We start from the raw sequence: 25,352 nt of genomic DNA, 5'->3' as shown, positions 1-25,352 counted from the left end.
TGAGGGAGGACGAGACACATGCGTTTTGCTGCGATCGCCGACATCCACGGCAATCATCTCGCGCTCGAAGCCGTACTGTCGGACATCCGCGCCCAAGGGATTTCCGACATCGTCGATCTCGGCGACATGGTCAGCGGACCGCTCGACGCGCAGCCGACCATCGATATGCTGATGGCGCTCGATGCGGTCCATCTGCTCGGCAATCACGACCGCTATCTGATCGACCGCCCGCATGAGAAAATGGGCGCATGGGAGCGGCTGGTCCATACCCAGCTCGAGCAGCGGCATTTCGACTGGCTGCGCACGCTGCCGGCCAATGCGGTCTATCGCGACGCGGTGTTCCTCTGTCACGCAACGCCGCAGGATGACGAGACCTATTGGCTCGACACGGTGCTGCCGGGCGGCGAGGTGTGCATCTCTTCGCCCGGATCAATCGAGGCGAGGGCCGCAGGCATTGCGCAGTCGCTGATCCTTTGCGCCCATACGCATACCGCGCGCGCCGTGCGGCTTCGCGACGGGAGGCTGATCGTGAATCCCGGCAGCGTCGGCTCGCCCGGCTATCGCGACGTCCATCCGTATCCGCATGTGGTCGAAGCCGGCTCACCCGACGCGCGCTACGCGATCCTCGAAAGGGTTGGTGGCGACTGGGATGTCACCTTCCGCCACATCCCCTACGACCACGAAGCGATGGCGGCGCTGGCGCGGCGCAATGGCGAGGCCGAGCTCGCCTCGGCGCTCGCGACCGGATGGATCAGGTAAAACAAAACGGCCGGCTTTCGCCGGCCGTGTCGCAAATCAGCTAATTCAAAGCGGATCAGACCGCAGCGGTGATCCACTGCTGCAGCTTGGCCTTCGGCGCGGCGCCGACCTGACGCGACGCCATCTCGCCGCCCTTGAAGATCATCAGGGTGGGGATCGACATCACGCCATACTTCGACGCGGTCTTCGGGCTCTCGTCGACGTTGAGCTTGACGATCTTGACCTTGTCGCCCATCGCGCCGGAAATCTCATCGAGAGCGGGCGCGATCATGCGGCAGGGGCCGCACCATTCGGCCCAGAAGTCGACGACCACCGGCCCGGTCGCCTTGAGCACTTCGGCTTCGAAATCGGCGTCAGAAACCTTGCCAACGGCCATGTGAGTACCTCGTTCAGTTGAGACAAAAGGGCGCGGTGGAGAATCGCGCCCGGGAGCATGCGGCAAACGTATGAACGCCCCCTTGCCGGGTCAAGCTCGCTCACGCCGACATGAACTTATGCCAGCCCGGCGTCCAGCGCGGAGGCGGAAATCTCCATCATTTCAGGGGTTTCGGTCCAGAGCAGGGCGGCGTGGATGATCCTTTGGGGATAAAGTTTCGCCAGCACCGCGCGGTACAGCGCGAGCTGCCGGATATAACCCTTGGGGGCGTCGGCGGCGGTCCTTGGCGGGGCGTTGTTGGTCTTGAAATCGACGATCAGGACCTCGTTCGGCGTCACCACCAGCCGGTCGATCTGGCCGGAGACCAGCGCCTTCGGCAGGCCCGGCCGCTCCAGCCGGCCGACGATCGACACTTCGGCACGGCTGCCGGGGGCAAATACCGGCGCGAAGCGCAGGTCGACGGTCAGGGCGACCACCTGCCGGGCCAGCGCCGCGCGTTCGTCTTCGCTCCAGCCATCGGCGTTGCGCGCAAGATAACCGAGCGCCGCGCCGAGCCGCCGTTCCAGCGCGATTTCGGGCAGCGATTGCAGCAGGCGATGCACCAGCGTGCCGCGTTGCAGGGCGCGGGCGCGCAGCTGCACCGATTCGCCGGATCGTATCGGATGGCTGTCGCCGTCGGACGGATCGGACGGGCGCAGCACGCCCGCGGCTGAGGCTTCGGGTGCGGCCGCTTCACGAAGCCAGGACGGCAGCGCGACCGGGGCCGCTTCCGTTGGCGCGGCCGGGCCCGAGAGATCCGCGATGTCATCCGGCCGTGAATAGCGCATCACCTTGCCGGCCGGCGTCTCCTCTTCCTCGAGCTTGAGCCCGGCATTGGCGAGCCCCCTGGTGATCAGATCGTACCAGGAGGATTTCCGCACCGTGCTCATGTTGCCGGGCATGCAGCCGCCGACGATCAGCCGGTCGGCGGCACGGGTCATCGCGACATAGAGCAGGCGGCGATATTCGTCCTCGGTGTCGCCGAGCATCGCCTTGCGCGCATCGGCGACGGCGGGCGGATCCTCGGCCTTCTTGCCGGCCCACACCACGACGCCGGGCGCGTTCGGCGCGGCATTGCCCTGCGGCAGATGGATCAGCCGCAGCCGCTGGGTGTCCGACGGCGAGGTCGTGGTGTCGACCAGGAACACCACCGATGCCTCGAGGCCCTTGGCGCCGTGCACGGTCATCACGCGCACCTCGTCGCGCGAGATCTCCATGTCGCGCTTCACCTCGGTGTCGGCGGCGCGCAGCCAGGCGACGAAGCCCTGCAGCGAGGCCGGCGCCTTGCGCTCATAGCCCAGCGCCAGTTCGAGGAATTCGTCGAGCGCGTCATTGGCCTCGTGGCCGAGCCGGCGCAGCATGCGCGCCCGCCCGCCGTCGCCGCCGAGCAGCCAGGCGTAGAACGCGAACGGCGTCTCCTGGGTGAAGCGGCGCTCGCACTCTTCCAGGCGCTGCAGCGCCGCCGAAAAACGCTCGTCGGTCGGCGCCTGCGCGGTCAGTGCTTCGCGCAGCGAGCCGCGGCGCTGATAAGCGAGCTTGAACAGATCGTCGTCGTCGAGCCCGAACAGCGGGCTCTTCAGCGCCACCGCGAGCGCGAGGTCGTCCTGCGGCAGCAGCAGCGCGTCGGCAAGGTTCATCAGGTCGATGATCGCGATGTGCTCGGTCAGCTTCAGCCGGTCGGCGCCGGCGACCGGAATGCCCGCGTGCTTCAGCGCCTGGATCACCGCGTCGAAGGCGTTGCCGCGCCGCCGCACCAGGATCAGCATGTCGCCGTAACGCAATGGCCGTCGTCCACCGGCGCTCCCGGTCATGGTGCCGCTGGTGACCAAGCGCTTGATCTCGGCCTGGATGCGCCGTGCCAGCTTCACCTCGGGGCTGGTCACCGCGACGCCGTCGAACGGCGCGCGCCAGCCCTCGATGTCCTGGCGGTCGTCGGCAACCGCGAGATCCCACAGCTCGATCAGGCTGGGGCCGGCGTCAGTCATCGCATTGTGGATCGGATAACCGTTCTCGACCGCATGGATGCTGCGGAAGATCTCTTGCTCGCGGAACACATGGTCGACCGAATGCAGGATCACCGGTCCCGAGCGGAACGAATAGGTGAACGACACCGGATCGAATTTCAGCCCGGCCTCCTCGAACCGCCGCCTCAGCTCGCGGCGGCGCAGATCGAACTCACGGGGCGCCGCGCCCTGGAACGAGAAGATCGACTGCTTCTCGTCACCAACCGCGAACACCGTGCGCACCAGGCCGTCGCGCGCGCCGGCGCCGGAGGTGAATTCCGAGATGATGTGGGCGACGATGTCCCACTGCCGCGGGCTGGTGTCCTGCGCCTCGTCGATCAGCACGTGATCGACGCCGCGGTCGAGCTTGTAGTGCACCCAGCCGGAGGAGACCCGGTCGAGCATCGCAAGCGTCTTGTCGATCAGATCGTCATAGTCGAGCAGGCCGCGTTCCAGCTTCTCGCGCCGGTAGTGCGCAGCCGCTGCCGTGGCGATGTGGATCAGCGCCTCGGTGCGGTCGCGCGCCACCACGGCGCGTCGGCGTTCGATCAGCGGACCGAGCCGGTCGATCTCTGCATCGAACCTGTTGCCTGCGACCGGATTCTTCTTGATGAAACTGTTGGTGATGACGGAGGCGCGCGGCGCGCGGTCATCGGTCAGGAACACGCCGAGATATTCGTCCACTTGAGCTGCACCGGTGAAGGTCAGCGCCGCCCGCAGCCGCTCGGCCTGCTTCTGATCCGCCTTGCTGCTGGTGTCGAGCAGCGTTGCCATCTCCTTCCAGCTCGACCGCGGCAGGTTCGGCCCGTCGACGATCTCGCGTTCGACATCCTCGATGCGATCATCAGCGGAGACGCCGAGCGCGGCCGACATCTGCGCGGCGGCGGCGGTGGCGTTGCCGGCGGCATCGGTCCAGGCCATGAAATGGTCGCGGCTGAGGCAGGCCTCTCGGACCACCTCCTTGAAGGTGACGTCGGCGGCATTCGCCATCGCGGTCCGCAGCGCGCGGCCGATCGGACTGTCGGGAATCCGCGACGCCTCCAGGAACACCGCTAGATTGGCGCGTTCCATCATCTCGTTCTGGTCGCGGTCGTCGAGCACGGCGAAGCGCGCCGGCACGTTGGCCTCGAACGGGAACTGTTGCAGCAGACGGGTGCACAACGCGTGGATGGTCTGCACCTTCAGACCGCCGGGCGTCTCCAGCGCGCAGGCAAACAGTTTTCGCGCCTCGCGCCGCAGCGAAGCGGATGGATGCGCGATGCCGGCCTCGCGGATCGCGGCATCGAGCCCGGCGTCATCGAGCGTCACCCAATGGCCGAGCGTCGTGAACACGCGCTCCGCCATGTTGGCCGCGGCGGCCTTGGTGAAGGTGATGCAGAGGATCTTCTCCGGGGGCACGCCTGACAGCAAAAGGCGGATCACGCGCTGCACCAGCACATGGGTCTTGCCCGAGCCGGCATTGGCCGACACGAAGGTCGATGCCTTCGGATCGGACGCGCGTGCCTGCGCATCGCGCACGGCCGGCGGGATCGGACGTGGGGCCTTCACCATTCCTCGATCCCCAATCCGCCTGCAGCGGACCATTCCTTGATCCGCGCAAGGTCGTCATAGGCGCCGTAGCGGTTCGCCCACATCGAGAGGTTCAGCGAGGTGTAGGGCTGCTGCTCGTCGTCGAAGGCGCGGATCAGCGCTTCGAGCTTGCGCCGCGCAGTGTCGGCGGCTTCGTCGGGCGGCTGCGGCGTGTCGCTGGTCTTGATCTTCAATTCCAGCGAACGCTGCTCGCCCGGCGGATTGTTGCCGCTCAGCCTGACATAGACGAGGTCGCCGACCGAGGCGTCCGCCGGAATCCCGGCGAAGCCGCCCTCGCGCAGGATCGCGGCCTCCAGCGTCAGCTGCGGCGACAGGCCCATGCGCACCTGCTTGCCGGTCGGCGGCTGGCCGGTCTTGTAGTCGAGGATCGCAAAGCTGCCGTCGTCGCGCCGCTCGATGCGATCGGCGCGCGCGGAGAGCACGAATGTCCTGGCGTCGTCGAGCGGAATGCCGATCTCGCCGCGGATCTCGGCCTTGATGGCGTCGATGCTGCCGCGCCGCGCCTGTTCCCATTCGGCAAACCACGCCGCGATGCGCTGGAAGCGCGGCCACCACAGCGCGCGCGCTTCGGGCCGTTCCATCAGCGGCTTGAAATGCTTGGCTCCGATATCGCGCAGCGCGCTCTTGATGTCGTCGGGCAGCGCGTCGGCATAGGTTTGCGTGAACTCGCCGAGCGATTCGTGGATTGCCGAGCCGCGATCGGCCGCCGACAGCGGCATGTCGACCGGGTCGAGCGGATCGAGCCTGAGGATGTAGCGCGCGTAGATCGTGTAGGGATCGCGCAACCAGTCCTCGATCGCGGTGACCGACATCTTCAGCGGCCGCGCCTCGCGCGGCGGCCGCGGCTCCGGCTGCGGCATCGGCTCGACCTTGTCGGGCTGGTCGAGCTCGGCGGCATATTTCACATAAGTCTCGCCGGCCGATGTAGCGGCCTTCCAGCGCGCTTCGCCCGCGACTGCTTCGAGCCGGTGCAGGAAGCGCGAGGCGACCGCCGGCGCGCCGCCGACCTTGGCGGCATGGGTGAGGATCACCTCGTCATGGCCGAGCAGCTGCGCGAAGTCGTGTGCGGACAGGCCGATGCGTCGCTCGGGAAGATCGAGCCCGAGCTCGTGCCGCATCGGCCGGCTCAGCCACGGATCGATCCGCGGCGCCGGCGGCCAGACACCCTCGACCAGGCCGCCGAGGATCACGCGATCGGATTCGGTCAGACGCGCCTCGAGCTGGCCGAAGATGTTGAGCTGCGCGCGCGCCGATTCCGGCCGCCGCACCATGCGGTCGGCGAACGCGGTCTGGAACACCTCGGGATAATCCGACAGCGGCGTCATCAGCCCGCTCGGCTGCTGCCTGGCGAGCAGCTCGTCGAAGGCAGACGCCAGCGACGCACCGGCGCGTTCCTCGAACACGATGGCGACGTCGTTCTGATCGGCCGACAGCGCGATCAGCGCCTCGCGGTGGCGCGCCGCCAGCTCGGCAAAATCATACGGCTTTGACGCGGCCATGCCTTCCAGCGGCGCCAGCGCCGCCTGCAATCGGGTTATCAGGCCCTCGGCCTGATTGAGCTCGTTGTCGCGCAGCCGGGCGCGCGGCTCCATGGCATGCAGCGACGAGGTCTCGCCGCCGTGCAGCTTGACCAGCTCGGCGCGGAAGCGGGCGAAGTCGCGCGCAAGCCCGCCGGTCCCTGGTTGCGGCCGCGTGCCGCGCAGCAGCGCGATCTCCAGCACCTCGATCGCGCGCTTCAGCGCGCCATGCGAGCCGCCGAGCCGGAACAGCGGATGCTTGAGCAGCGCGAGCAGCGTCGGCGGCTCCAGCCCCTTGGCGGCGGCCTCCGCGGTGAGGCGGGCGAACACGCCGGCCGGCGTTTCCATCAGAGCGTCGCCGCCGGAATCATCGAACTCCAGCTTCCAGCGGGTCAGCGAGGCCATCACGCGGCGTGCCAGCGCGCGATCCGGCGTCACCAGCGCGGCCGATTTGCCGAGATGCCGCGCCTCGCGCATCGCGACCGCGATTGCCAGCGCCTCCATTTCCGGATTGGGCGCCTCGACCACGGTGAGATTGGTCATCCCGGCGGAAATCCGCGCCACGATCTCGGGCCGCTCCAGCCGGTCATGCCATTGTGCCGTGGCGGTCGACGGACGCATCGTCTCCGACACCAGCACCTCGCGCCCCTGCGGTGCCGGCTCGGCGAGGCTCTCGACGTCGCGGCGCTTGATGCCGAAGCGATCGAGCAGGGCGTGCATCGCGAACTGCGGATGGTTCGACGACGGCGGCAGGGTGAAGCGACCGTCGTCGCCGCGCTCGCCGCCGATCGTATCCCAGGACTCTTCGTCGAGATCGGTGTCAAGCCCGGGCAGCACCACGGCGCCGTTCGGCAGCTTCGCCACCGCGTGCAGGAATTTCGCCGTGGCCGGCATCGAGCCGGTCGAACCGGCGGCGATCACCGGGCCCGTGGGATGCGCGGTCAGCCGCGCCGCTTCCGCCTCGATCAGGAGATCGCGCCGTGCCGCGGGTTCGATCCGGCCGATCTCCTTCAGATAATTCGGCCAGGCGTCGCGCGCGATGCGCAGGAAGTCGAGCGAATGCTGCCAGTATTTGTCGAGCTGGTCCGGCACCAGGCGGTCGAGCGCGCGCCAGTCGACGCCGCGCGTCACCATGTCGTCCATCAGCCGCGCCAGGTCGCCGGCGAGCTGCAAGGTCGAGGCCGGGCCGCCGACCACCAGCGGCGCTGACACCGGCGTCTTCGCCCAGGCCGCGACCAGATGCGCCAGGGTCAGCCGTCGCTCCAGCTCGCCGAGCCGGGGCGGAATCTCCAGCGGCGCGGCGCCGCCGACCTCGTCGCCCTGGTCGGCGAAGGCGAGCTCGTCCTCGTCGATCTCGCCGAGCGCTATGATGCGCGGCAGCACAGCGGCGTCGGAATCGAGCACGTCGAGGAAGATTTCGCGCGCCAGCCGTCCGGCGCGGCGGGTCGGCAGATACAGTGTGGCGTTGGCGAGCTTGGCGGGATCGTTGCGCGCCTCGAATCCCGCCACCAGGCGGCCGTCGACCAGCGCCGCGATGACGGTGCGCAGGAACGGCGCGGAAACGGGAACGCTGAAAACGCGCATGGGCTGCCTTGTTCGAATCAGGCGCCAATATAGGAAGTGGCGACGGTCGTTAGCCACCCCTGCCGGTCAGCCATGACAGCTCAATGTCGCAGCCGGCCGGCGCAGCGATCGACGGCATCCAGGAACCAGCGCAGCGCCGGATCGTCAGCGGCACGGCTGGTATGGATCAGGTCGATCGCGAAGGCGGGAATCTCGATCGGCGGCGCGACGACGGCGATGTCGGCGAGATGCGTGAAGCGCCGGGCGACGCGTTCGGACAGCGTGGCTATGAGATCGGTGCCGGCCACGGCGAACGGAACGGCCACCACATGCGCAAGCGTCACGGCCAGCCGCCGCTTCAGCCCGTGGCGCGCCAGCAGCGCATCGATCACGCTCGGCAGGCCGTCGCCGCCCGCCGCCGAGAACAGCGCGTGCGGGAGGCCGGCATAGTCTTCCAGGCTCAGGCGTTCCGATCGGCTCGCGCGCGCGCCGTCGCGGATGCAGACAAAGCGTTCCTCGAACAGCCGGTGCCGGATACAGCGCGGCGTCTCCGGCAGATGGCCGCCGATCACCGCATCGAGTTCACCGCGCTCCAGCTTGGCCAGCGCCACGGTCGGATCGGTGAGCGGACGCACGGCAAGATCGATGCCTGGTGCTTCCATGCGCAACAGACGGGTCAGTTCCGGCACCAGGACGAGATCGCCGTAATCGGTCGCAGCGATCGTGATGCGCCGCCGCGCGGTGGCCGGATCAAAGCCCCGGTCAGGCGCCAGCGCGCCCCGGATCTGCCGCAGTGCCTCGCCGATCGGGCCCGCCAGTGCCAGCGCCCTCTCGGTCGGCTGCATGCCGGCCCCGGCGCGCAGGAACAATTCGTCCGCAAACAGCGCGCGCAGCCTCCGCAACGCGCTGCTCATGGACGGTTGGGCGAGGCCGATGCGTTCGGCCGCGCGGGTGACGTGGCGCTCCTCCATCAGCGCCTCGAAGGCGACCAGCAGGTTGAGATCGACAGTGGCTAAATTCATCACAGCAATAATGGACATAATAATAATCGATTTCAACAATGATCTGGCTAAGCCTAGGGTGTAGCGGGCATGACGACGAGGCCGGAAGATTTGGGACAATCATTTGCGAGACTGATGCCGCGCGGGCCGACCTTGCTGATCATCGGCGTGCTGGCCGGGCTGGCCTTCCCGGCCCTGGCGCAGGGCGTGCGCCCGCTGATGACGGTCGCGATCTTCGTGCTGGTGCTCGGCACCTTCCTCCAGGTCGATGGCGCGGCGTTCCGCCGTGCGTTGCTGCGTCCACGGGTCTGGCTGCTGTTGCCGGCGCTCGCGATGGTGGTGTGTCCGCTGGCGGTCGGTTTCGCGGCGCGCGGCGCCGGATTTGCGCCAGAGCTGATCGTCGCGCTGCTGCTGTCGGTCTGTGCGCCGCCGTCGAGCGGCACCGCGGCGGTCGCACGCATGCTCGGCTTCGATGCCACCGTTCCGCTCGCCGTGACGCTGCTGTCGATGGCGCTGGCCCCGGTCACCGTGCCGCTGATCGCCGCGGCATTTGCCGGCCTTGCGCTCGATCCGCTGGCGCTTGGTGCGCGGCTGGCGCTGCTGGTCGGTGGTGCCGGCGCACTGGCGTTGCTGCTGCGCCGTCAGGCGGCGGCACATTTGGCGCGGCATTCGGGCACCATCGACGCCCTCGTGCTCGCCTCGCTTTTACTGTTCGCAATTGCCACCATGGCCGGGGTGCGCGCGCAGATCGCGGCCCAGCCGATCGCCGCGGCGACTTGCGTCGGGCTTGCCTTCGCCTGCAATCTTGCCTTGCAAGGGCTTGGCGCGCTGCTGACGCCGGGTCCGCTGGCCGAGCGGTTGACCACGGGCCTCGTTCTCGGCAACCGCAACGTCGGACTGGTGTGGTCGGCGATGGGTGCGGCGGTGTCGCCGATGACGGCGCTGTTCTTCGCGGCGACCCAGTTTCCGATCTACATGACGCCGCGCCTGATCGAGATGCTGGTTCGGCGCGGGCGAAAAGAGGAAGCCTCACCATGAGCGAGATCATTCTGACCGAACAACTCGCCGTCCGCTTCGCGCGCATCGCGCTCGGCCATGTCGGCCGCGAATATCCGAACAAGCCGGATCACGTGTTGGCAGGGCCGCAGGATGCGCGCACGCCGCGCGAATTGCATCCGGTGTTCTTCGGCAGTTACGACTGGCACTCCTGCGTCCACAGCTACTGGATGCTTGCCCGGCTGCTGCGCCGTTATCCGGCCTCCGATGCGGCAGATGCGATCCGCGCTTTGTTCGACGAACAGTTCGTCGTGGAAAAGATCGCTGCCGAGTGCGCCTATCTCGCAGCCCCGACCGCGCGCGGCTTCAAGCGGCCCTATGGATGGGGCTGGCTGTTGAAGCTCGCGGCCGAACTCTGGCGGCTCGAGGATACGCGGTGGCGCGAGCAAATTGCTCCACTCGCCGAAATCTTCGCGCAGCGCTTTCGCGATTTCCTGCCGCTCGCGACCTATCCGGTGCGGGTCGGCACCCATTTCAACACCGCGTTCGGGCTGCGCATGGCCGCCGACTACGCCGCGGCGACGCAGGACGATGCGTTCAGCGCGCTGCTGCGCGACACGGCGCTGCGCTGGTACGGCGCCGACCAGGATTGTCCTGCCTGGGGCGAGCCGAGCGGCGACGATTTTCAATCGTCCGCGCTGATCGAAGCGGAATGCATGCGCCGGCTGCTGGCGCCTCGTGACTTCCTGCCCTGGTTCGACCGCTTCCTGCCGCACCTCGCGCAGCGCGAGCCGGCAACCCTGTTCCGGCCGGCCAAGGTGACCGATCGCAGCGACGGCAAGCTTGCGCATCTCGATGGACTCAATCTCAGCCGTGCCTGGTGCTGGCGTGCGCTGGCCGGTGCATTGCCGGAGGGCGATGCCCGTCGCCCGGTTCTGATGGAAGCCGCGCGACACCATCTCGATGCCGGCCTGCCGCATATCGCCGGCGACTATATGGGCGAACACTGGCTCGCGAGTTTTGCAGTCCTCGCGATCGATGCAGATGGCTAACGACAACTTTGCTTAAAGCGGGATGAGTTTCGGTCGATCGGCTTGGCATGGTCTCGGTTCACCTCTCCCCATCGGGGAGAGGTGAGCTCGCGACGTCGTTCTAGCTCAAGCTAATCTCATCAGACTCTAAGCGACGCTTTCCAGGAAGGCTTCTTCCGCGGCCTGGATCGCGTCGGGGGTCCCGACATGCATCCAGACGCCGTCGAGGCGGAGGCCGAACAGGCGCTCCTGCTCGTTGGCGCGATCGAACATCCGGGTCAGCGAGAACTCGCCGGCCGGAGCGTCGGCGAACAGCGCCGGCGACATGATCGCGGCGCCGGCATAGACGAACGGCACCACCTGGTTTTCCCGCCGCTTGCGCAGCGCGCCATCGGGCAGCATCGAATAGTCGCCGCGTCCGCTGTAGCCGATGCTCGAGGCGGTCGGCGCCATCAGCAGCAGGATATCCATCCGCGCCGGATCGAAGGTTTCGGCCAGCCGCGCCAGATTGGAGCGCACGCCGTCGATCCACATCGTGTCGGCATTGAGATGGAAGAACGGCGCATCGCCGAGCAGCGGCAGCGCCTTGACGACCGCGCCGCCGGTGCCGAGCACCTGGTCGCGCTCGTCGGAGATGATCACGTGCGGGCGGCTACGGGTCTTGACGTGCTCGATGATCTGGTCGGGCAGGTAATGCACGTTGACGACCGCTTCGCTGACGCCGGCGCCGGCGAGCTTGTCGAGCACATGGTCGAGCAGCGGCTGGCCGGCGACGCTGACCAGCGGCTTCGGCATCGTGAGGGTCAAGGGGCGCATGCGCACGCCGAGGCCCGCAGCTAGCACCATAGCCTTGTGGGGAGTGACAGGCATTTTCCGGATATTCTCGGTCATCATCTCTCGGCGCCGATCCTATCACGGCGATTCGGCAAGCACATCAACCAGACGCCATAGTCATAGGACATGACGGCCGTAAGACGGCATTAACGACGAGCCTTTGTTGGAGCATGATCTTGCCGGAAAGCCGTCTCCAATTTTCCGGATCATGCTCTAGACGTCGGCTTGCGCACCGCGTCTGGCAGTTTTCTTCTTCTTGTCGCCTTGTTTGAGGAAGTTGACTCCAATCTGGTCGCCGTTGACCCAGGCCAGTTCGCAGCGGCGATAGGCCAATCCTGTGGACGACAGCAGCAGAAAAAACTCCTTCAGGGCGAGGCCCTCGACCGAACCCTCGACGGTCAGCTTGGCGCCCGTCTCGGATACGTCTTCCATGGTGCAGTCGCGCCGCCAGGTGCCGTCAATGCCCATCATGTGCGCGGCTATGCCGCGCTCAAACGTGACACGATCGCCCCTGCGACGTTCCGTCCCCATCGTGTGGTCCCGCTCCCGATCCGGCCACGCCATGAGGTGCGGCCTCGACAATCTTAGGGGACCCAAGGCTAACAAGCCGTAAACTAAGGTACTGGGGGAGGGACGTTGGCGGTGTACCAGATGCGGAAGGTCGTCAGCGCCGGATGGGCGAGCGAGCGCTCCAGATAGGTCCAGATCCGCGGCTGATGCTTGAGATACTGCGGTTTGCCGTCGCGGCGGTTGAGCCGCGCGAAGGTGCCGAGCAGGCGGGTGTTGCGCTGCGCCGACATGATCGCATAGAGCTCGGCGAAACCGGCCGGATCGAAGCTCTCGTCGGTGGCGCGCCGTGCCTTGATGTAGCGGGTCAACAGCGACAGTTCGAGCTGCTCGGGCACGTCGATCCGCGCATCCTGCAGCAGCGACACCACGTCATAGGCCGCGGGGCCGAGCAGCGCGTCCTGGAAGTCGATGATGCCGACGCGCAGGATGCCGGTGCGCTCGGCCAGCCAGATGATGTTCGGCGAATGGAAGTCGCGGATCACCCAGGTCCGCGGCGCCGCGGCGGGCTTTTCCAGCAGGCCACGCCACATCCCGAGGAAATCGGTGCGCAGCTCCTCGCTCGGCTGCACGCCGCGGTCGGGCAGATACCATTCCAGCATCAGCCCGATCTCGATCAGCCAGGCGTCGATGTCGAACACCGGGATGTCGTAGCTCTCGTCCGGTGTCACCGGCAGCTGCCGCGGCAGCGCCTCGCGGTGCAACGCGGCCAGCATGTCGACGGCGGCCTCGTAGCGCTCGGCGATCGGGCGCGGCGGATCGCCCTCGATCACGCCTTCGCCGCCGAGATCCTCGGTGATCAGAAAGCCGGATTCCAGATCGGCGTGCCGGATCGCAGGCGCGGAGAAGCCGTGCTTGCGCAGGCCGTTGCCGATCGCAACGAACGGCCGGACGTCTTCGGCGAGATGCACCGCTGCACTGTAGGGCCGGCCGTTGTAGATCGCCGGGCCGTCGGGGCGGCGCGGCGAGTTCATCAGGATGACGCTGCCGTCGTCGTTGCGCAGCCGCGCGTAGGAGCGCGTCGAGGCGTCGCCCGGCATGCGCTCGCGCCGCGCGCTGAGGAAGCCTGCGCGCTCGAGGAATCGGCGCAGCTCATTGAGCCGCGCGACCTTGGCCGCGGCCTTGCCGTAGCCGGTGATCTCGGCGGCGCGCGCGGCCGATCCGAGCGCCGGGCGGTGGCTGAGTGCGATGTCGATGCGATCAGCGGGCATCGCGTCCGGCGCGCGCTCCGGCCACTCGATCAGCACCACGATGTCGTCGGGCAGCGGCGCCAGCCCGATCTCCTCGAGCTCGCTCGCATCATTGATGCGGTAGAGATCGGCATGAACCAGTGGGAACGACGGCAGCTCGTAGCTCTGCGCCAGCGTGAAGGTCGGGCTCGGCACTTCCAGCGTATCGTCGGCGGCGAGGTAGCGGATCAGGGCGCGGGCGGCCGCGGTCTTGCCGGCGCCGAGGTCGCCCGACAGCGTGATGACGTCGCCGGCGCCGATCAGGAGCGCGAGGTCCGCCATCAACTCGGCCGTCGCGGTTTCGTTCGCGAGCGCCACCGAGAATGTCGAGGTCGCCGTCATTCCGCGGCGTTGCGATGTGCGGTCTGGTCGATCGGGAAGTCGCAGGTCACGGTCGTGCCGCGGCCGACGGTCGAATCGACGCGGACCCTGCCGCCATGCAGCTCGACGAAGGAGCGGACCAGCGACAGGCCGAGCCCGGCGCCACGATGCCGCGAGCCGTGCGAATGGCTCTCGAACCAGTTGAACACCTTGTCGCGCATCTCGGCTGGAATGCCGGGACCGGCGTCGGTCACCGCGAACACTACGCTGTGCGCGGTGCGGTGCGCGCTGATGGTGACGGTGGCGTCATGCGGCGAGAAGCCGACGGCGTTGGCGAGCAGATTGTACAGCACCTGCACCACGCGCCGCTCGTCGCCGACGAAGGCGCCGATGTTGGGCTCGATATCGACCTTCAGCGTGATGCGGTCGGTGGCGAGGCGATCCTGGATGCCTTCGGCGGCGGCCTCGATCGCCTGGCCGATATTGACCGGGCCGAGCTCGAGCTTCATCGCGCCGGCGTCGATGGTGGCGAGATCGAGGATGTTGTTGGTCAGCGCCAGTAGCGCGTTGGTCGATTTGGTGACGTAGTCGAGATACTCGGCCTGCTTCGGCGTCAGCGGTCCGGTCGAGGGATCGCTGAGGAAATGCGCGAAGCCGATGATCGTGGTGAGCGGCGCGCGCAGCTCGTAGGAGACGTGGTGGACGAAATCCACCTTCATCTGGTCGGCGGTTTCCAGCGCCTCGTTGCGTTCGCGCAGCGCCCGCTCGACATTCTCGGTGTCGGTGATGTCCTGGAAGGCGAGCAGGGTCTTGCCGTCGGGCAGCGGGATGGTCATGCAGTTCAGCACGCTGCCATCCTTGCGCTCGAGCTTCAGCGCGACCTGGGCGCGGTTCTCGATCGCGGTGATCTGCTCGCGCAGCGTCCGCCAGGTCAGGGCGTCGTCGAACAGCGGCCGGCACAGCGCTTCCACCTGCTCGATATGCGGTTCGCCCTGCAGCGCATCGGCCGGCAGCTTCCACATCTTGGCGAACGGCGGATTGAACAATTCGGCGCGGCCGTTGCTGCCGAACACCGCGACCGCTTCGCCGAGATTGTCGAGGGTCTCGCGCTGCACCCTCGTCAGGCGGTCGTAGCGGCGCGCGAGGTCGAGGCTCTCGGTGACGTTGTCGAACAGGTAGGTGACGCCGCCTTCGAGGTTCGGCGTGGTGACGACGCTGATGGCGCGGCCGTCGGGCAGGAACCAGGTGTAGGTCTCGGATTCGACCGCGCGATAGGCCTCGTGCAGCTTGGCCTTCCAGGCCCGGAAGTCCGGCTGCTCGGGCAGCTTGCGGTTGGCGCGCAGGCGATCGAGGACACTGGAATCGTCGGGGTTGCTGTCGAGGAAGGCCTGGTCGAGGCCCCACAGCCGCCGATAGGATTCGTTGTAGAAAGTGAGCCGCCGGTCGGCATCGAACACCGCGACGCCGGAGGACAATTGGTCGAGGGTGCGGCGGTGCGCTTCGACCATCCGCGCGATCGCCGCGCGCAACGCCGCCGCCTCGCTGGCGTCGATCGCGATCCCGGCGCTGCCGCCGGAGAGCTTCAGCGCCTGGACGTCGTAGATCCGCCGCTCGCCGCTGACCACGATCGGCAGCCGCGCGGCATAGCTCGCATTGTCATTGAGCGCGCGCGTCAGTTCGCTGCGCTGGTCGCTTTCGAGCAGCTCGAGATTGCGCTGCAACGCGTCCGACACGCTCTTGCCCTCGGTCGCGCGGACATAGGCGGCGTTGGCATAGCGCAGATTGCCCTCGAGGCTCTTGGCCCAGATCGGCCACGGCGCGGCGGCGGCGAAATCGCGCAGCAGCTCGGTCTCCTCCTGCAGCGTCTTGTAGCGCAGGTTGGATTCGGCAAGCTCGCGGCGCAGGCCGCCGAGCTCGCGGATCCGCACGATGGCCTGGCCGCCGATCGCGCGGCCCATCGCCTCGATGGCGCGGCCGGCCGAGGTCGAGAGGTTGAGCAGGAACGCCTCGCCCTTGTCGCGCAACGCGTCGACCGCGTGGTCCATCTGCAGCGCCGGCTCCGGCGGCAGCCAGGTTCCGAAGGCGAGGATGCGTTGCGGCGAGCCCTCCTGCGACATCACCAGCGAGATATCGCCCGAGATCTGCGGCCGGTTGTCGCCGGCGGCCCAGGAGATCAGGACCTGCGGCTCGACGAACAGCAATGCGCGCAGCCGGTCGGATTGCGCCTGCAGGTCCGTGATCTCGGATTGCAGCTGCTGCTCGTTGCGGGTCGCGCGCAGGCGGGTGCGCATCAACAGGATCGCGGCGACGACGGAGAAGCCGACCAGCGCGAACGAGGTCGCGAGAACCGCAACCTCCTGATGGTTGAAACCGAAATGCTCCGACATCGCCTGGGCCACCAGGCCCTCGGCGGCGAACGAGCTGCGGGCCGGCAGCAATGCCGACATGGCGAGCCCAAGCATGCCGTCGCGCGCCAGTGAGGTGCATGACAGCAGGGTTCGACGCATTGCCGCGACTACGCCCGACATATGTTGCCCCAGAACGCACAAACCTTAAGGCATGATCCGGAAACGAGGAGACCGGTGTTCCCCTACGGCAAACGTTTCGCGTTTGTCCGGGGATCATGCCCAAGCAAGATCAGACAGCCCGACGAAGACCCCCCGTCGTGCTCGAATCAAAGCAGAATAATCCCAACGGGACTCGGCGAGTAAGAGTCCAGACCGTGAACGCAGAATCCGCTGTGAAAAAATGCGGCCGGCTGGTGTGGATTTTTACGCGAATTGACTCCGTAATCGTGCGGGGAGCGCGCGCGAAGCGTGATCTCCGCACAGTTCGCGTGCTTAACGGCCGGTCGAGCCGAAGCCGCCGCTGCCGCGCTCGGTCGACGACAGCACGTCGACCGGAACCAGCTCGGCCCTCGTCACCGGCGCGATCACCATCTGCGCGATGCGCTCGCCGCGCCGGATCGAAAACACCTGCTCGCCGTGATTGATCAGCAGCACGTTGATCTCGCCACGATAATCGGCGTCGACCGTGCCGGGCGAATTCAGCACCGTGACGCCGTATTTGGCGGCAAGGCCGGAGCGCGGCCGGATTTGCGCCTCATAGCCCGGGGGCAGCGCGATCGTCAGCCCGGTCGGAACCATCTCGTAGCGGCCCGGCAGCAGCAGCAGCGGCGCCGACCGCGGCACCGCGGCCAGGAGGTCGAGCCCGGCTGCGCCGTCGGTCTGATAGATCGGCAGCAGGAGGTCCGCGCCGTGCGGCAATTGGTGGACTTCGACCTTGATGGTGGCGCTCACGATCCGGTTCCTACTTCTCTTGCGATCCGCGACACCAGCGCGGTCGCGACTTCTTCCTTGGTCATCACCGGCCAGGAGTCGACGGTGACCTCCTTGCCCTCGCGCGACAGCAGGTGGACGGTGTTGCGGTCGCCGCCCATCACACCGGTCGCCGGCGAGACGTCGTTGGCGACGATCCAGTCGCAGCCCTTGCGCGCGAATTTGGCCTTGGCGTTCTCGATCAGGTGCTCGGTCTCGGCGGCAAAGCCGATCACCAGCGGCGGCCGCTTCTCCTTCAGCTTCGCAATCGTCGCGAGGATGTCGGGGTTCTCGACCAGCTGCAGCGGCGGCATGCCGGCCGCGGTCTTCTTCAGCTTCTGGCTGCCTTCGCTGGCGACCCGCCAGTCGGCGACCGCGGCGGCGAAGATCGCGACGTCGACCGGCAGCGCGGCCTCGACCCGGTGCAGCATGTCGCGCGCGGATTCCACGCGCATCACGGCGATACCCTGCGGGTCGTCGAGCTCGACCGGACCGGTCACCAGCACGACCTCGGCGCCCGCGGCACGCGCCGCGGCGGCGATCGCAAAGCCCTGCTTGCCGGACGAACGGTTGGCGATGTAGCGGACCGGGTCGATCGCCTCATGGGTCGGCCCGGCGGTGATCAGTACGCGCTTGCCGGCGAGCGGGCGCGGCTGCGGCGGGCGCAGCATGCGGTCGGCGGCGGCGGCGATCTCGACAGGCTCGGCCATCCGCCCGACCCCGGCCTCGCCGGCCTCCGCCATCTCGCCGGCATTGGGGCCGATCGTATGAACGCCGTCGCGGCGGAGCTGCAGCACGTTGCGGCGGGTGGCGGGGTTGTTCCACATCAGCGGGTTCATCGCCGGCGCCAGCAGGATCGGCCGGTTGGCCGCCAGCAGGGTCGCGGTGGCGAGATCGTCGGCGTGGCCCTGCGCCATCTTGGCCATCAAATCGGCGGTGGCCGGCGCCACCACGATCAGGTCGCAGTCGCGCGCCAGCCGGATATGGCCGGCGTCGAACTCGCTCTCGGCGTCGAACAGGTCGGTGTAGACGCGCTCATGCGACAGCGCGCTGGCGGCCAGCGGGGTCACGAACTGCTGGGCCGCCTTGGTCAGCACGCAGCGGACCTGGATGTGCCGCTCCTTGAGCCGCCGGATCAGATCCAGCGCCTTGTAGGCCGCGATTCCGCCGCCGATGATCAGGGTCACCCTGGGCTCGCCGGCCACGCTGGCGGCCCGTGGTGCCTGAGCTGCAGGCGTCTGGGAACCGGCACTGGGCGCCCCGGCGGGCTCCGCACCGCCTTCTGCGAGTTCCCGGAGGATCACCCGGACCTCCTCCTCGACCGAGCGCCCGTTCTTGGCGGAGCGCAGCCGCAGATAGGCCTTCAGCGTGTCGTCGAGTTTACGGATGGTCAGGCTGGCCATGGCGTGCCCCGGGCATCATGCTCAAGCAATGATAGCGATGCTATCACACGATGCATGCATTGCAATCAATGCGCGCGGATGGCGAAGAAGATTCCGATCAGCGCTGCGGCAATGACCCAGAGGCCGACGGTCTGGATGCGTGCCTTCTTGGCCTCGGCGCGGGCCATTTCGTCGATCGAGTCCGATGACAGCATGTGGCCCTCCCGGGTCATGGTCTCGAGCTGCTCCAGCACCGTCACGGCGCGGCTGGCGATCGACGGCAAATTGGCGAGCACGCGGCCGAGCTCGCCCGCGCCCGAGAGCGCGCCCTGGATCCGGCCGGCCGGGCCGAGATTGTGCGTGATCCATTCGCGCACCACGGGGTCGGCGATCTTCCAGATGTCGAGCTTGGGGTCGAAGCCGCGCGCCACACCCTCGACCACCACCATGGTCTTCTGCAGCAGGATCAGTTCGGGCCGCGTCTGCATGTCGAACAGGCCGGTGACCTCGAGCAGAAGCGAAAGCAGCTTCGCCATCGAGATTTCCTCGGCGGTGCGGTTGTGGATCGGCTCGCCGATGGCGCGGATCGCTTGCGCGAAATTCTCCACCGAATGGTGGCCCGGCACATAGCCGGCCTCGAAATGCACCTCGGCGACGCGGCGATAGTCGCGGGTGATGAAGCCGAGCAGGATCTCGGCCAGGAAGCGCCGCTCCTTCAGCCCGAGCCGTCCCATGATGCCGAAATCCACCGCAACGAGGCGGCCGGCGTCGTCGAGGAACAGATTGCCCGGATGCATGTCGGCATGGAAGAAGCCGTCGCGCAGCGCGTGGCGCAGGAAGCTCTGGATCACCTTGCGGCCGAGATCGGGCAGGTCGACCTGGGCCTGCGCCAGGCGGGCGTGATCGTTCAGCGCGATGCCGTCGATCCATTCCATCGTCAGCACGCTGTGCGCGGTGCGATCCCAATCCACCGTGGGCACGCGGAAATCCGGATCGTCGCGCGTGTTCTCGGCCATCTCGGACAGCGCGGCCGCCTCTAACCGCAGGTCCATTTCCATCGCGACCGAGCGCGACATCGTGTTGATGACTTCGATCAGCCTTAAGCGCCGCGCTTCGGCGGAATGCGCCTCGGCCTTGTGTGCGACGAAGAAGAAGTCGCTGAGGTCGCGGCGGAAGCGCGCGGCGACGTTGGGCCGGAGCACCTTGACCGCTACCTGCTGCCGCCTGCCGTCGCGCTCGACCTCGGCGCGATGCACCTGCGCGATCGAGGCCGCGGCAACCGCGGGACCGAGGTGCACGAAGGCTTGCGCCAGCGGCCGTTCCAGCGATTGCGCGATGACGGCTTCGGCTTCCTGCTGTGCGAACGGCGGCAGCCGGTCCTGCAGGCTTTCGAGATCGCGCGCCATCGCGACGCCGACCACGTCGGGACGGGTCGCGAGGAATTGCCCGAGCTTGAGATAGGCGGGCCCGAGCCGGGTCAGCGCGCGCGACAGCCGCGGGCCTGACTTGGCCGAGCGGCGCTCGATCAGTCGCGCCATTTTCAGCGCGAGCTGTCCCGGCGGCGGCACCAGCACGGGATCGACGACGCCGAACACGCCTTCGCGCGCAAATACGAAACCGGCGCGGGCGAGGCGCGCGATGTGGGTCAGTGCAGAGATCACAAACGCCAGCCCGAATGCAGCGCCACGATGCCGCCGGAGAGGCTCTGCCATTTCACGCGGGCAAAGCCGGCGGCGCTGATCATCTCGGCGAAGGCGTTCGGCCGCGGGAATTTGCGGATCGACTCGACGAGATATTGATAGGACTCGGCATCGCCGGTGACGGCGCGGCCGAGCGGCGGGATCACCTTGAAGGAAAACAGGTCGTAGATCTTGTCGAGACCGGGCACGTCGACGGTGGAGAATTCCAGGCACAGGAAGCGGCTGCCCGGCTTGAGCACCCGATAGGCCTCGCGCAGCGCCAGCTCGATCTGCGGCACGTTGCGGATGCCGAACGCGATGGTGTAGGCGTCGAACGAACGGTCGGCGAAAGCCAATGTCTCGGCATTGCCCTCGACGAACGACACGCGGTCGTCGAGGTGCTGCCTGGCGGCGCGCTCGCGGCCGACCGCGAGCATCTCGGTGTTGATGTCGCAGACGGTGGCATGGAAGCCGGTGCCCGCGGCCTTGGCGGCCCGGAACGAGATGTCGCCGGTACCGCCGGCGACGTCGAGCAGCGCGAACGGCCGGTCGCCCTTCGGCGGATCGAGCGTCGTGATCATGACGTCCTTCCAGGCCCGGTGCAGGCCGCCCGACATCAGATCGTTCATCAGGTCATAGCGCGACGCGACGCTGTGAAACACCTCGTTCACCAGCGTCTGTTTCTCGCCCAGGGGCACGTCCCTGAAGCCGAAATGGGTGGTCTGCTCCGGCCGATCCATCACTCAGAACTCTTACCTTTTCGGTCGCGTTTTCTTCACGCGAACCGGTGCCCGCTTCGCTCGAAATCGCTCCAGCCAAACCATAGCGCGGCGGCCGCAATGGCGCTATCACGTCAGTCCCAAAAGGTGAATGCCTGCCATGCCGGAATTACCCGAAGTCGAGACCGTCCGCCGCGGCCTGCAACCGGCCATGGAAGGCTCCAAAATCCTCAAGGCCGAGGCCCGCCGCAAGGATCTGCGGTTTCCGTTTCAAAAAGACTTTATCGCCCGGCTCGAGGGCCAGACCATCACCGGGCTCGGCCGCCGCGCCAAATATCTGATGGCGGACCTCAACTCCGGCGACGTGCTGCTGATGCATCTGGGCATGTCGGGCTCATTCCGCGTGCTGAAGCAGGAAGGCGCGGCGACGCCGGGGCAATTCCATCATCCGCGCAGCGACGACCGTGCGCATGATCATGTCGTGTTCCACATGTCCTCGGGCGCGGCCGTCGTGTTCAATGATCCCAGGCGCTTCGGCTACATGAAGATCATCGCCCGCAACGCCATCGAGGATGAACCGCTGCTGAAGGGGCTCGGGCCCGAGCCGCTCGGCAACGAATTCGACGCCGCGATGCTGGCGCGTTCCTGCCACAACAAGAAGACCAGCCTGAAGGTCGCGCTGCTCGATCAGCGCGTGGTGGCGGGACTTGGCAACATCTATGTCTGCGAGGCGCTGTTTCGCTCGCATCTGTCGCCGCGGCGATTGGCCGCCACGCTCGCGACCAAAAAGGCCGAGCCCACCGATCATGCCAAGCGGCTGGTCGACGCGATCCATTCGGTGCTCAACCAGGCGATCAAGGCCGGCGGCTCCTCGATCAGCGACCATCGCCTGACCAACGGCGATCTCGGTTATTTCCAGCATTCGTTTCAGGTCTACGACCGCGAGGGCGAGACCTGCCGCACCTCGGGCTGCGAGGGCATCGTCCGGCGCTTCACCCAGAACGGCCGTTCGACGTTCTGGTGCCCGAAGTGCCAAAAATAACAACAAGGGAGTGCGGATGATGAACGGCAATTGGCGCGATCGCGCCGCGACCACCTTCCAGTGCGAGAAGCAGCCGGCGACCTCCAGCCGCGGCATGGTGGTGAGCAATCACCCGCTGGCATCGAGCGCCGGCGCCGAGATGCTGGCGGCCGGCGGCAATGCGATCGATGCGGCGATCGCCACTCTGTTCACGCTGACCGTGGTCGAGCCGATGATGGTCGGCATCATCGGCGGCGGCATGGCGCATATCCGCCTCGCCGACGGCAGCCATCGCTTCATCGACGGCCAGAGCACGGTGCCGCAGGCGGTAAAGCCGGATACCTACACCTCGAAGCCCGGTTCGGCGCATGACGTGTTCGACACGGTCGGCAACGAGAATCTGAACGGGCCGAAGGCGGTCGCGGTGCCGGGCTCGCTGAAGGCGTGGTGCGAAACGCTGCGCCGGTTCGGCACCATGAGTCTCGCCGACGTGATGCAGCCGGCGATCAAGCATGCCGCGCGCGGCTATGCGGCGACGCCTTATCTGCACGAATGCATCACCGACGGCGCCGCGGAGATGCTGAAGGACAAGCCGATCTCGGCGATCTATCTGCCCAACGGCACGCCGCTGAAGCCTGGCGAGCGCGTGGTGCAGGCGGAATATGCCGAGACGCTGAAATACATCGCCGATCACGGCGACAACGCGCTCTACCAGGGGCCGCTCGGCGACATCCTGGTCGACTACATGAAGAAGAATGGCGGCTTCATCGCGCAGGAGGATCTCGCGACCTACAAGACCGTCGAGCGGCAGCCGATCCGCTGCGACTATCGCGGCTGGGAAATCCTCGGGCCGCCGCCGCCGGCAGCGTCAGGCGTGCATATCACGGAGATGCTCAACATCCTCGAAGGCTACGACATCGCCCGCCTCGGCTTTGGCACGACGGAGACGATCCATTATCTCGCCGAAGTGCTGAAGATCGCTTTTGCCGATCGTGAAGCCGCGAGCGGCGATCCCGCCTATATCAACGTCCCGGTGGAGCAGCTGACCTCGAAGGCCTATGCCGAGGAGCGCCGCCGCGCCATCGATCCGGACCGCGCACAGGCGTGGGGTGCCGGCGTCACGCAGCTTGAAAGCGCGCACACCACGCACATGACCGCGGCGGATGCGTTTGGCAATGTGGTCGCGACCACCCAGACCATCAACAATCTGTTTGGGGCCAAGATCCTGATCCCGGGCCTCGGCACCGTGCCGAACAATTACATGAACCTGTTCGATCCGCGGCCGGGGCACGCGCTGTCGCTCGCGGCAGGCAAGCGCGTCACCACGTCGATGTCGCCGATGATGGCGCTGCGCGACAACAAACTGGTTTACGCGCTCGGCCTGCCCGGCGGAAAGCGCATCTTCCCGAGCGCGATGCAGGCGCTGATCAATCTGATCGACCACGGCATGAGCCTGCAGGAAGCGGTCGAGGCGCCGCGGGTCTGGACCGAGGGCAATGCGCTGGAAGTCGAGCAGGCAGTGCCGGAGGCCGTGCGTACGGCGCTATCGGCGAAAGGCCACAAGGTGCAAGTCGTGCCGACCGTTGCCGGCGGCATGAACGCGATCCAGTTCCACGCCGACGGCACCATGTCGGGTGCAGCCTGCTGGCGCGCCGACGGCACGCCGGTCGGCATCGCCGGTGGTCTTGCCCGCGCAGGCGTGCGGTTCATGCTGCGGTAACGCCGACTAGGCTGTTTGGCAGATTGAAGCGAGCGCCATCCTCAACGTCGTCCCGGCGAAGGCCGGGACCCATTACCCCAAACCTCAATGTTGTGCCGCGCTGGGGCCGCGATCCGGTTTCATCGCCGAGTGCGGTGGCTATGGGTCCTGGCTTTCGCCAGGACGACGTGTGGGAAGAGCCGTGGCTGAATCAAAGGAGCCTTGCAATATCCGATCACCCGCATGCGCGCGCGATGAATTACTTCCTGACGCAGATCACACGCACCACGGCGGCCTTGGCGTCCGCCGATTCCCCCGCCGCGTTGATGCCGTGCGCCTTCAGGAAATTGCGTACCGTGTCGGCCGGCACCAGCGTGGCCTGCGCCGGCGGCGCTGCGTTTGCCGGGCCGGCAACGATGACAGGTTTCAGCAATGCGATGCCGGCGAACTTGCCGCCACCGTCCTGCGCCGCGGCGCCGGAGAACCCGATCGCAGGTGCCGGCGACAGCGTGGCATCGCCGCCGCCGAGTTGCGCCACCGCAGCCTTGACGCTGCTCGCCGCGGCGCCGCCGCCCTGGCTCTGCGGATCGACGATGCCGGTGATGTCGAGCGCGGTCTGCGTCGCCTGGCCCGCGATGTTGAGCGGCTTCAGCCCGCGCGCGCCGTAGATCCGCAGCAATGCGAGCTCGTGGTCCTTGTCTTCTGCGACCCGGTCGGCATTGCCGTAACCCGGGATCGTCAGCGCGAGGCAATCGCCGGTCGCCACGCGATCGGCGACAATGGTGCCGTCGTCGCTGACCACGACGCCGGTGCTGTATTCCACGGTCTTGCGCGGCGGCGGGCCGGCCTGCACGGTGGACGGAAACGCGTTGAAGGCGCTCGACATCGCGATCACCACCGGTTCGACCGTGGTCTGCGTCGCCTGGTCATAGAGGATGGTGAGGATGCGGACCTCGTCGCCCTTCAAGGTGCCGCGCAAATAGAACTTCTTCAGCCCCTGCATGCCCGACAGCACGAAGAAATCCGGCTTCACCACGGTGTAGTCGATGGTGCGGCCGGCCGGCTCCTTCTTTTCCTGCTCGGCAAGCTTGGCGGTCGTCGGACTGGCTTCCTTGCGCCGGGTCAGCAGCACCTGGACGGTGCCGGTCGGCGAGGTCCATTTGGCGCCGGAGGCATCGCTGGTGAGCTGCGGCACCAGTTTTGTCGGAATGCCGAGCCGCGCCCCGGTGGCGGGCTCGGTGACGATCCGCCAGCCGACGCTCTCCTGCTTCCGCCGCGCGGTGTCGGCGAGCACGCCGCGCTCCTGCGGGTTCAGCACGCCGGTCGGCTTGCCGCCGCGGTTCTTCTGGAATTCCTTGATCGCATTGACCATGCGCTCGCTGACGTCGCCGGTAATCGCGCCGTTATATTCGCCGACCCAGGCAAGGTCGGATTGCAGCGCCAGCCGCTCGGCCTGCGCCATCGCGCCCGCGGTATCCTCCGGCTTCTGCAACGCGGGGCGAACCGGCACCGTCGTCACGATCTTCGGCTTGGCCCCCGCGGTCGACGGCGGCGTCATCTGGGCGTGCGCCGCACCGATGGTTGCGAACATCAACGTTGCCGAAAGCACCGATCTCATGACAAATCCGGGGGAAATGACTGATACCATTGACGTCGACGCAATTAAGCACATCTGCTTGGTCGGCAACAACCGCGCTCCGGTTCAGGGA

General features: G+C 67.3%; 18 protein-coding genes. 5 read left to right on the top strand and 13 right to left on the bottom strand.

The genetic code is table 11. From position 1 onward, the window contains the following. Nucleotides 1-18: 18 nt before the first annotated feature. Nucleotides 19-759 carry a metallophosphoesterase family protein gene (locus JQ507_33665; protein QRI69734.1) on the top strand — a complete coding sequence of 247 codons (741 nt, stop codon included), beginning with the start codon at nucleotides 19-21 and terminating at the stop codon, nucleotides 757-759. A gap of 55 nt (nucleotides 760-814) precedes the next feature. Here JQ507_33665 and trxA read toward each other — a convergent pair whose 3' ends face one another. The 4 genes from trxA to JQ507_33645 all read right to left on the bottom strand — a co-directional run bounded on the left by trxA (nucleotide 815) and on the right by JQ507_33645 (nucleotide 8,869). Beyond that, a complete protein-coding gene (gene trxA, locus JQ507_33660; GenBank protein ID QRI69733.1) occupies nucleotides 815-1,135 on the bottom strand; it encodes a thioredoxin in 321 nt (106 codons plus the stop codon). 116 nt (nucleotides 1,136-1,251) lie between these two features. After that, nucleotides 1,252-4,728 (bottom strand): double-strand break repair helicase AddA, encoded by a 3,477-nt coding sequence (gene addA / locus JQ507_33655; GenBank protein ID QRI69732.1) that lies wholly within the window; start codon nucleotides 4,726-4,728, stop codon nucleotides 1,252-1,254. Continuing rightward, the gene (addB, locus tag JQ507_33650; protein QRI69731.1) at nucleotides 4,722-7,868 is read right to left on the bottom strand and encodes a double-strand break repair protein AddB; all 3,147 of its coding nucleotides are present in this window, start codon (nucleotides 7,866-7,868) and stop codon (nucleotides 4,722-4,724) included. Before addB ends, addA begins: the two co-directional genes overlap by 7 nt. An 80-nt stretch (nucleotides 7,869-7,948) precedes the next feature. Then, entirely contained in the window at nucleotides 7,949-8,869 is a 921-nt protein-coding gene (locus JQ507_33645; GenBank protein QRI73626.1) for a LysR family transcriptional regulator, read from the bottom strand. Nucleotides 8,870-8,983: 114 nt separating this feature from the next. Here JQ507_33645 and JQ507_33640 point away from each other — a divergent pair, with 114 nt between their 5' ends. After that, on the top strand, nucleotides 8,984-9,886 hold the full coding sequence (locus JQ507_33640; GenBank protein QRI73625.1) for a hypothetical protein: 903 nt from the start codon (nucleotides 8,984-8,986) through the stop codon (nucleotides 9,884-9,886). Beyond that, nucleotides 9,883-10,896 carry a DUF2891 domain-containing protein gene (locus tag JQ507_33635; protein QRI69730.1) on the top strand — a complete coding sequence of 338 codons (1,014 nt, stop codon included), beginning with the start codon at nucleotides 9,883-9,885 and terminating at the stop codon, nucleotides 10,894-10,896. The genes JQ507_33640 and JQ507_33635 overlap by 4 nt, the downstream gene beginning before the upstream one ends. Nucleotides 10,897-11,022: 126 nt before the next feature. On the opposite strand, the gene JQ507_33630 is transcribed toward JQ507_33635, so the two are convergent. The 8 genes from JQ507_33630 to ubiE all read right to left on the bottom strand — a co-directional run bounded on the left by JQ507_33630 (nucleotide 11,023) and on the right by ubiE (nucleotide 20,944). Then, nucleotides 11,023-11,745 (bottom strand): nucleotidyltransferase family protein, encoded by a 723-nt coding sequence (locus JQ507_33630; GenBank protein QRI69729.1) that lies wholly within the window; start codon nucleotides 11,743-11,745, stop codon nucleotides 11,023-11,025. Nucleotides 11,746-11,922: 177 nt separating this feature from the next. Continuing rightward, nucleotides 11,923-12,240: a PilZ domain-containing protein gene (locus JQ507_33625; GenBank protein ID QRI69728.1), complete on the bottom strand. Its 318-nt coding sequence runs from the start codon at nucleotides 12,238-12,240 to the stop codon at nucleotides 11,923-11,925. Between the two features lie 83 nt (nucleotides 12,241-12,323). Beyond that, the gene (gene tsaE / locus JQ507_33620) at nucleotides 12,324-13,847 is read right to left on the bottom strand and encodes a tRNA (adenosine(37)-N6)-threonylcarbamoyltransferase complex ATPase subunit type 1 TsaE (protein ID QRI69727.1); all 1,524 of its coding nucleotides are present in this window, start codon (nucleotides 13,845-13,847) and stop codon (nucleotides 12,324-12,326) included. After that, nucleotides 13,844-16,354 (bottom strand): PAS-domain containing protein, encoded by a 2,511-nt coding sequence (locus JQ507_33615; GenBank protein QRI69726.1) that lies wholly within the window; start codon nucleotides 16,352-16,354, stop codon nucleotides 13,844-13,846. The genes tsaE and JQ507_33615 overlap by 4 nt, the downstream gene beginning before the upstream one ends. 312 nt (nucleotides 16,355-16,666) lie before the next feature. Continuing rightward, complete coding sequence (gene dut / locus JQ507_33610) at nucleotides 16,667-17,125, bottom strand: dUTP diphosphatase (GenBank protein ID QRI69725.1); 459 nt, start codon at nucleotides 17,123-17,125, stop codon at nucleotides 16,667-16,669. Further along, complete coding sequence (gene coaBC / locus JQ507_33605; protein ID QRI69724.1) at nucleotides 17,122-18,546, bottom strand: bifunctional phosphopantothenoylcysteine decarboxylase/phosphopantothenate--cysteine ligase CoaBC; 1,425 nt, start codon at nucleotides 18,544-18,546, stop codon at nucleotides 17,122-17,124. Before coaBC ends, dut begins: the two co-directional genes overlap by 4 nt. 65 nt (nucleotides 18,547-18,611) lie before the next feature. Then, nucleotides 18,612-20,186 (bottom strand): 2-polyprenylphenol 6-hydroxylase, encoded by a 1,575-nt coding sequence (ubiB, locus tag JQ507_33600; protein ID QRI69723.1) that lies wholly within the window; start codon nucleotides 20,184-20,186, stop codon nucleotides 18,612-18,614. Further along, nucleotides 20,183-20,944 carry a bifunctional demethylmenaquinone methyltransferase/2-methoxy-6-polyprenyl-1,4-benzoquinol methylase UbiE gene (ubiE, locus tag JQ507_33595; GenBank protein ID QRI73624.1) on the bottom strand — a complete coding sequence of 254 codons (762 nt, stop codon included), beginning with the start codon at nucleotides 20,942-20,944 and terminating at the stop codon, nucleotides 20,183-20,185. Before ubiE ends, ubiB begins: the two co-directional genes overlap by 4 nt. Nucleotides 20,945-21,083: 139 nt before the next feature. Here ubiE and mutM point away from each other — a divergent pair, with 139 nt between their 5' ends. Both mutM and ggt read left to right on the top strand, forming a co-directional pair. After that, nucleotides 21,084-21,965: a bifunctional DNA-formamidopyrimidine glycosylase/DNA-(apurinic or apyrimidinic site) lyase gene (gene mutM, locus JQ507_33590; GenBank protein QRI69722.1), complete on the top strand. Its 882-nt coding sequence runs from the start codon at nucleotides 21,084-21,086 to the stop codon at nucleotides 21,963-21,965. Nucleotides 21,966-21,984: 19 nt separating this feature from the next. After that, on the top strand, nucleotides 21,985-23,664 hold the full coding sequence (ggt, locus tag JQ507_33585; GenBank protein ID QRI69721.1) for a gamma-glutamyltransferase: 1,680 nt from the start codon (nucleotides 21,985-21,987) through the stop codon (nucleotides 23,662-23,664). Between the two features lie 238 nt (nucleotides 23,665-23,902). Here the strand turns inward: ggt and JQ507_33580 are convergent, their stop codons facing one another. After that, entirely contained in the window at nucleotides 23,903-25,261 is a 1,359-nt protein-coding gene (locus JQ507_33580; GenBank protein ID QRI69720.1) for a peptidoglycan-binding protein, read from the bottom strand. Nucleotides 25,262-25,352 lie beyond the last annotated feature (91 nt).

Source organism: Bradyrhizobium sp. PSBB068 (assembly GCA_016839165.1).
Lineage (GTDB): Bacteria > Pseudomonadota > Alphaproteobacteria > Rhizobiales > Xanthobacteraceae > Bradyrhizobium.
This window is presented reverse-complemented; position numbering and strand designations above follow the sequence as displayed.

What these genes read in the sequence shown, in the direction of transcription:
- trxA (QRI69733.1), bottom strand. Translation starts at nt 1,135, where the DNA reads ATGGCCGTTGGCAAGGTTTCTGACGCCGATTTCGAAGCCGAAGTGCTC.
- addB (QRI69731.1), bottom strand. Translation starts at nt 7,868, where the DNA reads ATGCGCGTTTTCAGCGTTCCCGTTTCCGCGCCGTTCCTGCGCACCGTC.
- tsaE (QRI69727.1), bottom strand. Translation starts at nt 13,847, where the DNA reads ATGACGGCGACCTCGACATTCTCGGTGGCGCTCGCGAACGAAACCGCG.
- JQ507_33635 (QRI69730.1), top strand. Translation starts at nt 9,883, where the DNA reads ATGAGCGAGATCATTCTGACCGAACAACTCGCCGTCCGCTTCGCGCGC.
- JQ507_33580 (QRI69720.1), bottom strand. Translation starts at nt 25,261, where the DNA reads ATGAGATCGGTGCTTTCGGCAACGTTGATGTTCGCAACCATCGGTGCG.
- JQ507_33630 (QRI69729.1), bottom strand. Translation starts at nt 11,745, where the DNA reads ATGCCTGTCACTCCCCACAAGGCTATGGTGCTAGCTGCGGGCCTCGGC.
- JQ507_33640 (QRI73625.1), top strand. Translation starts at nt 8,984, where the DNA reads ATGCCGCGCGGGCCGACCTTGCTGATCATCGGCGTGCTGGCCGGGCTG.
- ubiE (QRI73624.1), bottom strand. Translation starts at nt 20,944, where the DNA reads ATGGATCGGCCGGAGCAGACCACCCATTTCGGCTTCAGGGACGTGCCC.
- addA (QRI69732.1), bottom strand. Translation starts at nt 4,728, where the DNA reads ATGGTGAAGGCCCCACGTCCGATCCCGCCGGCCGTGCGCGATGCGCAG.
- JQ507_33615 (QRI69726.1), bottom strand. Translation starts at nt 16,354, where the DNA reads ATGTCGGGCGTAGTCGCGGCAATGCGTCGAACCCTGCTGTCATGCACC.
- JQ507_33665 (QRI69734.1), top strand. Translation starts at nt 19, where the DNA reads ATGCGTTTTGCTGCGATCGCCGACATCCACGGCAATCATCTCGCGCTC.
- JQ507_33645 (QRI73626.1), bottom strand. Translation starts at nt 8,869, where the DNA reads ATGAATTTAGCCACTGTCGATCTCAACCTGCTGGTCGCCTTCGAGGCG.
- coaBC (QRI69724.1), bottom strand. Translation starts at nt 18,546, where the DNA reads ATGGCCAGCCTGACCATCCGTAAACTCGACGACACGCTGAAGGCCTAT.
- mutM (QRI69722.1), top strand. Translation starts at nt 21,084, where the DNA reads ATGCCGGAATTACCCGAAGTCGAGACCGTCCGCCGCGGCCTGCAACCG.
- JQ507_33625 (QRI69728.1), bottom strand. Translation starts at nt 12,240, where the DNA reads ATGGGGACGGAACGTCGCAGGGGCGATCGTGTCACGTTTGAGCGCGGC.
- ggt (QRI69721.1), top strand. Translation starts at nt 21,985, where the DNA reads ATGAACGGCAATTGGCGCGATCGCGCCGCGACCACCTTCCAGTGCGAG.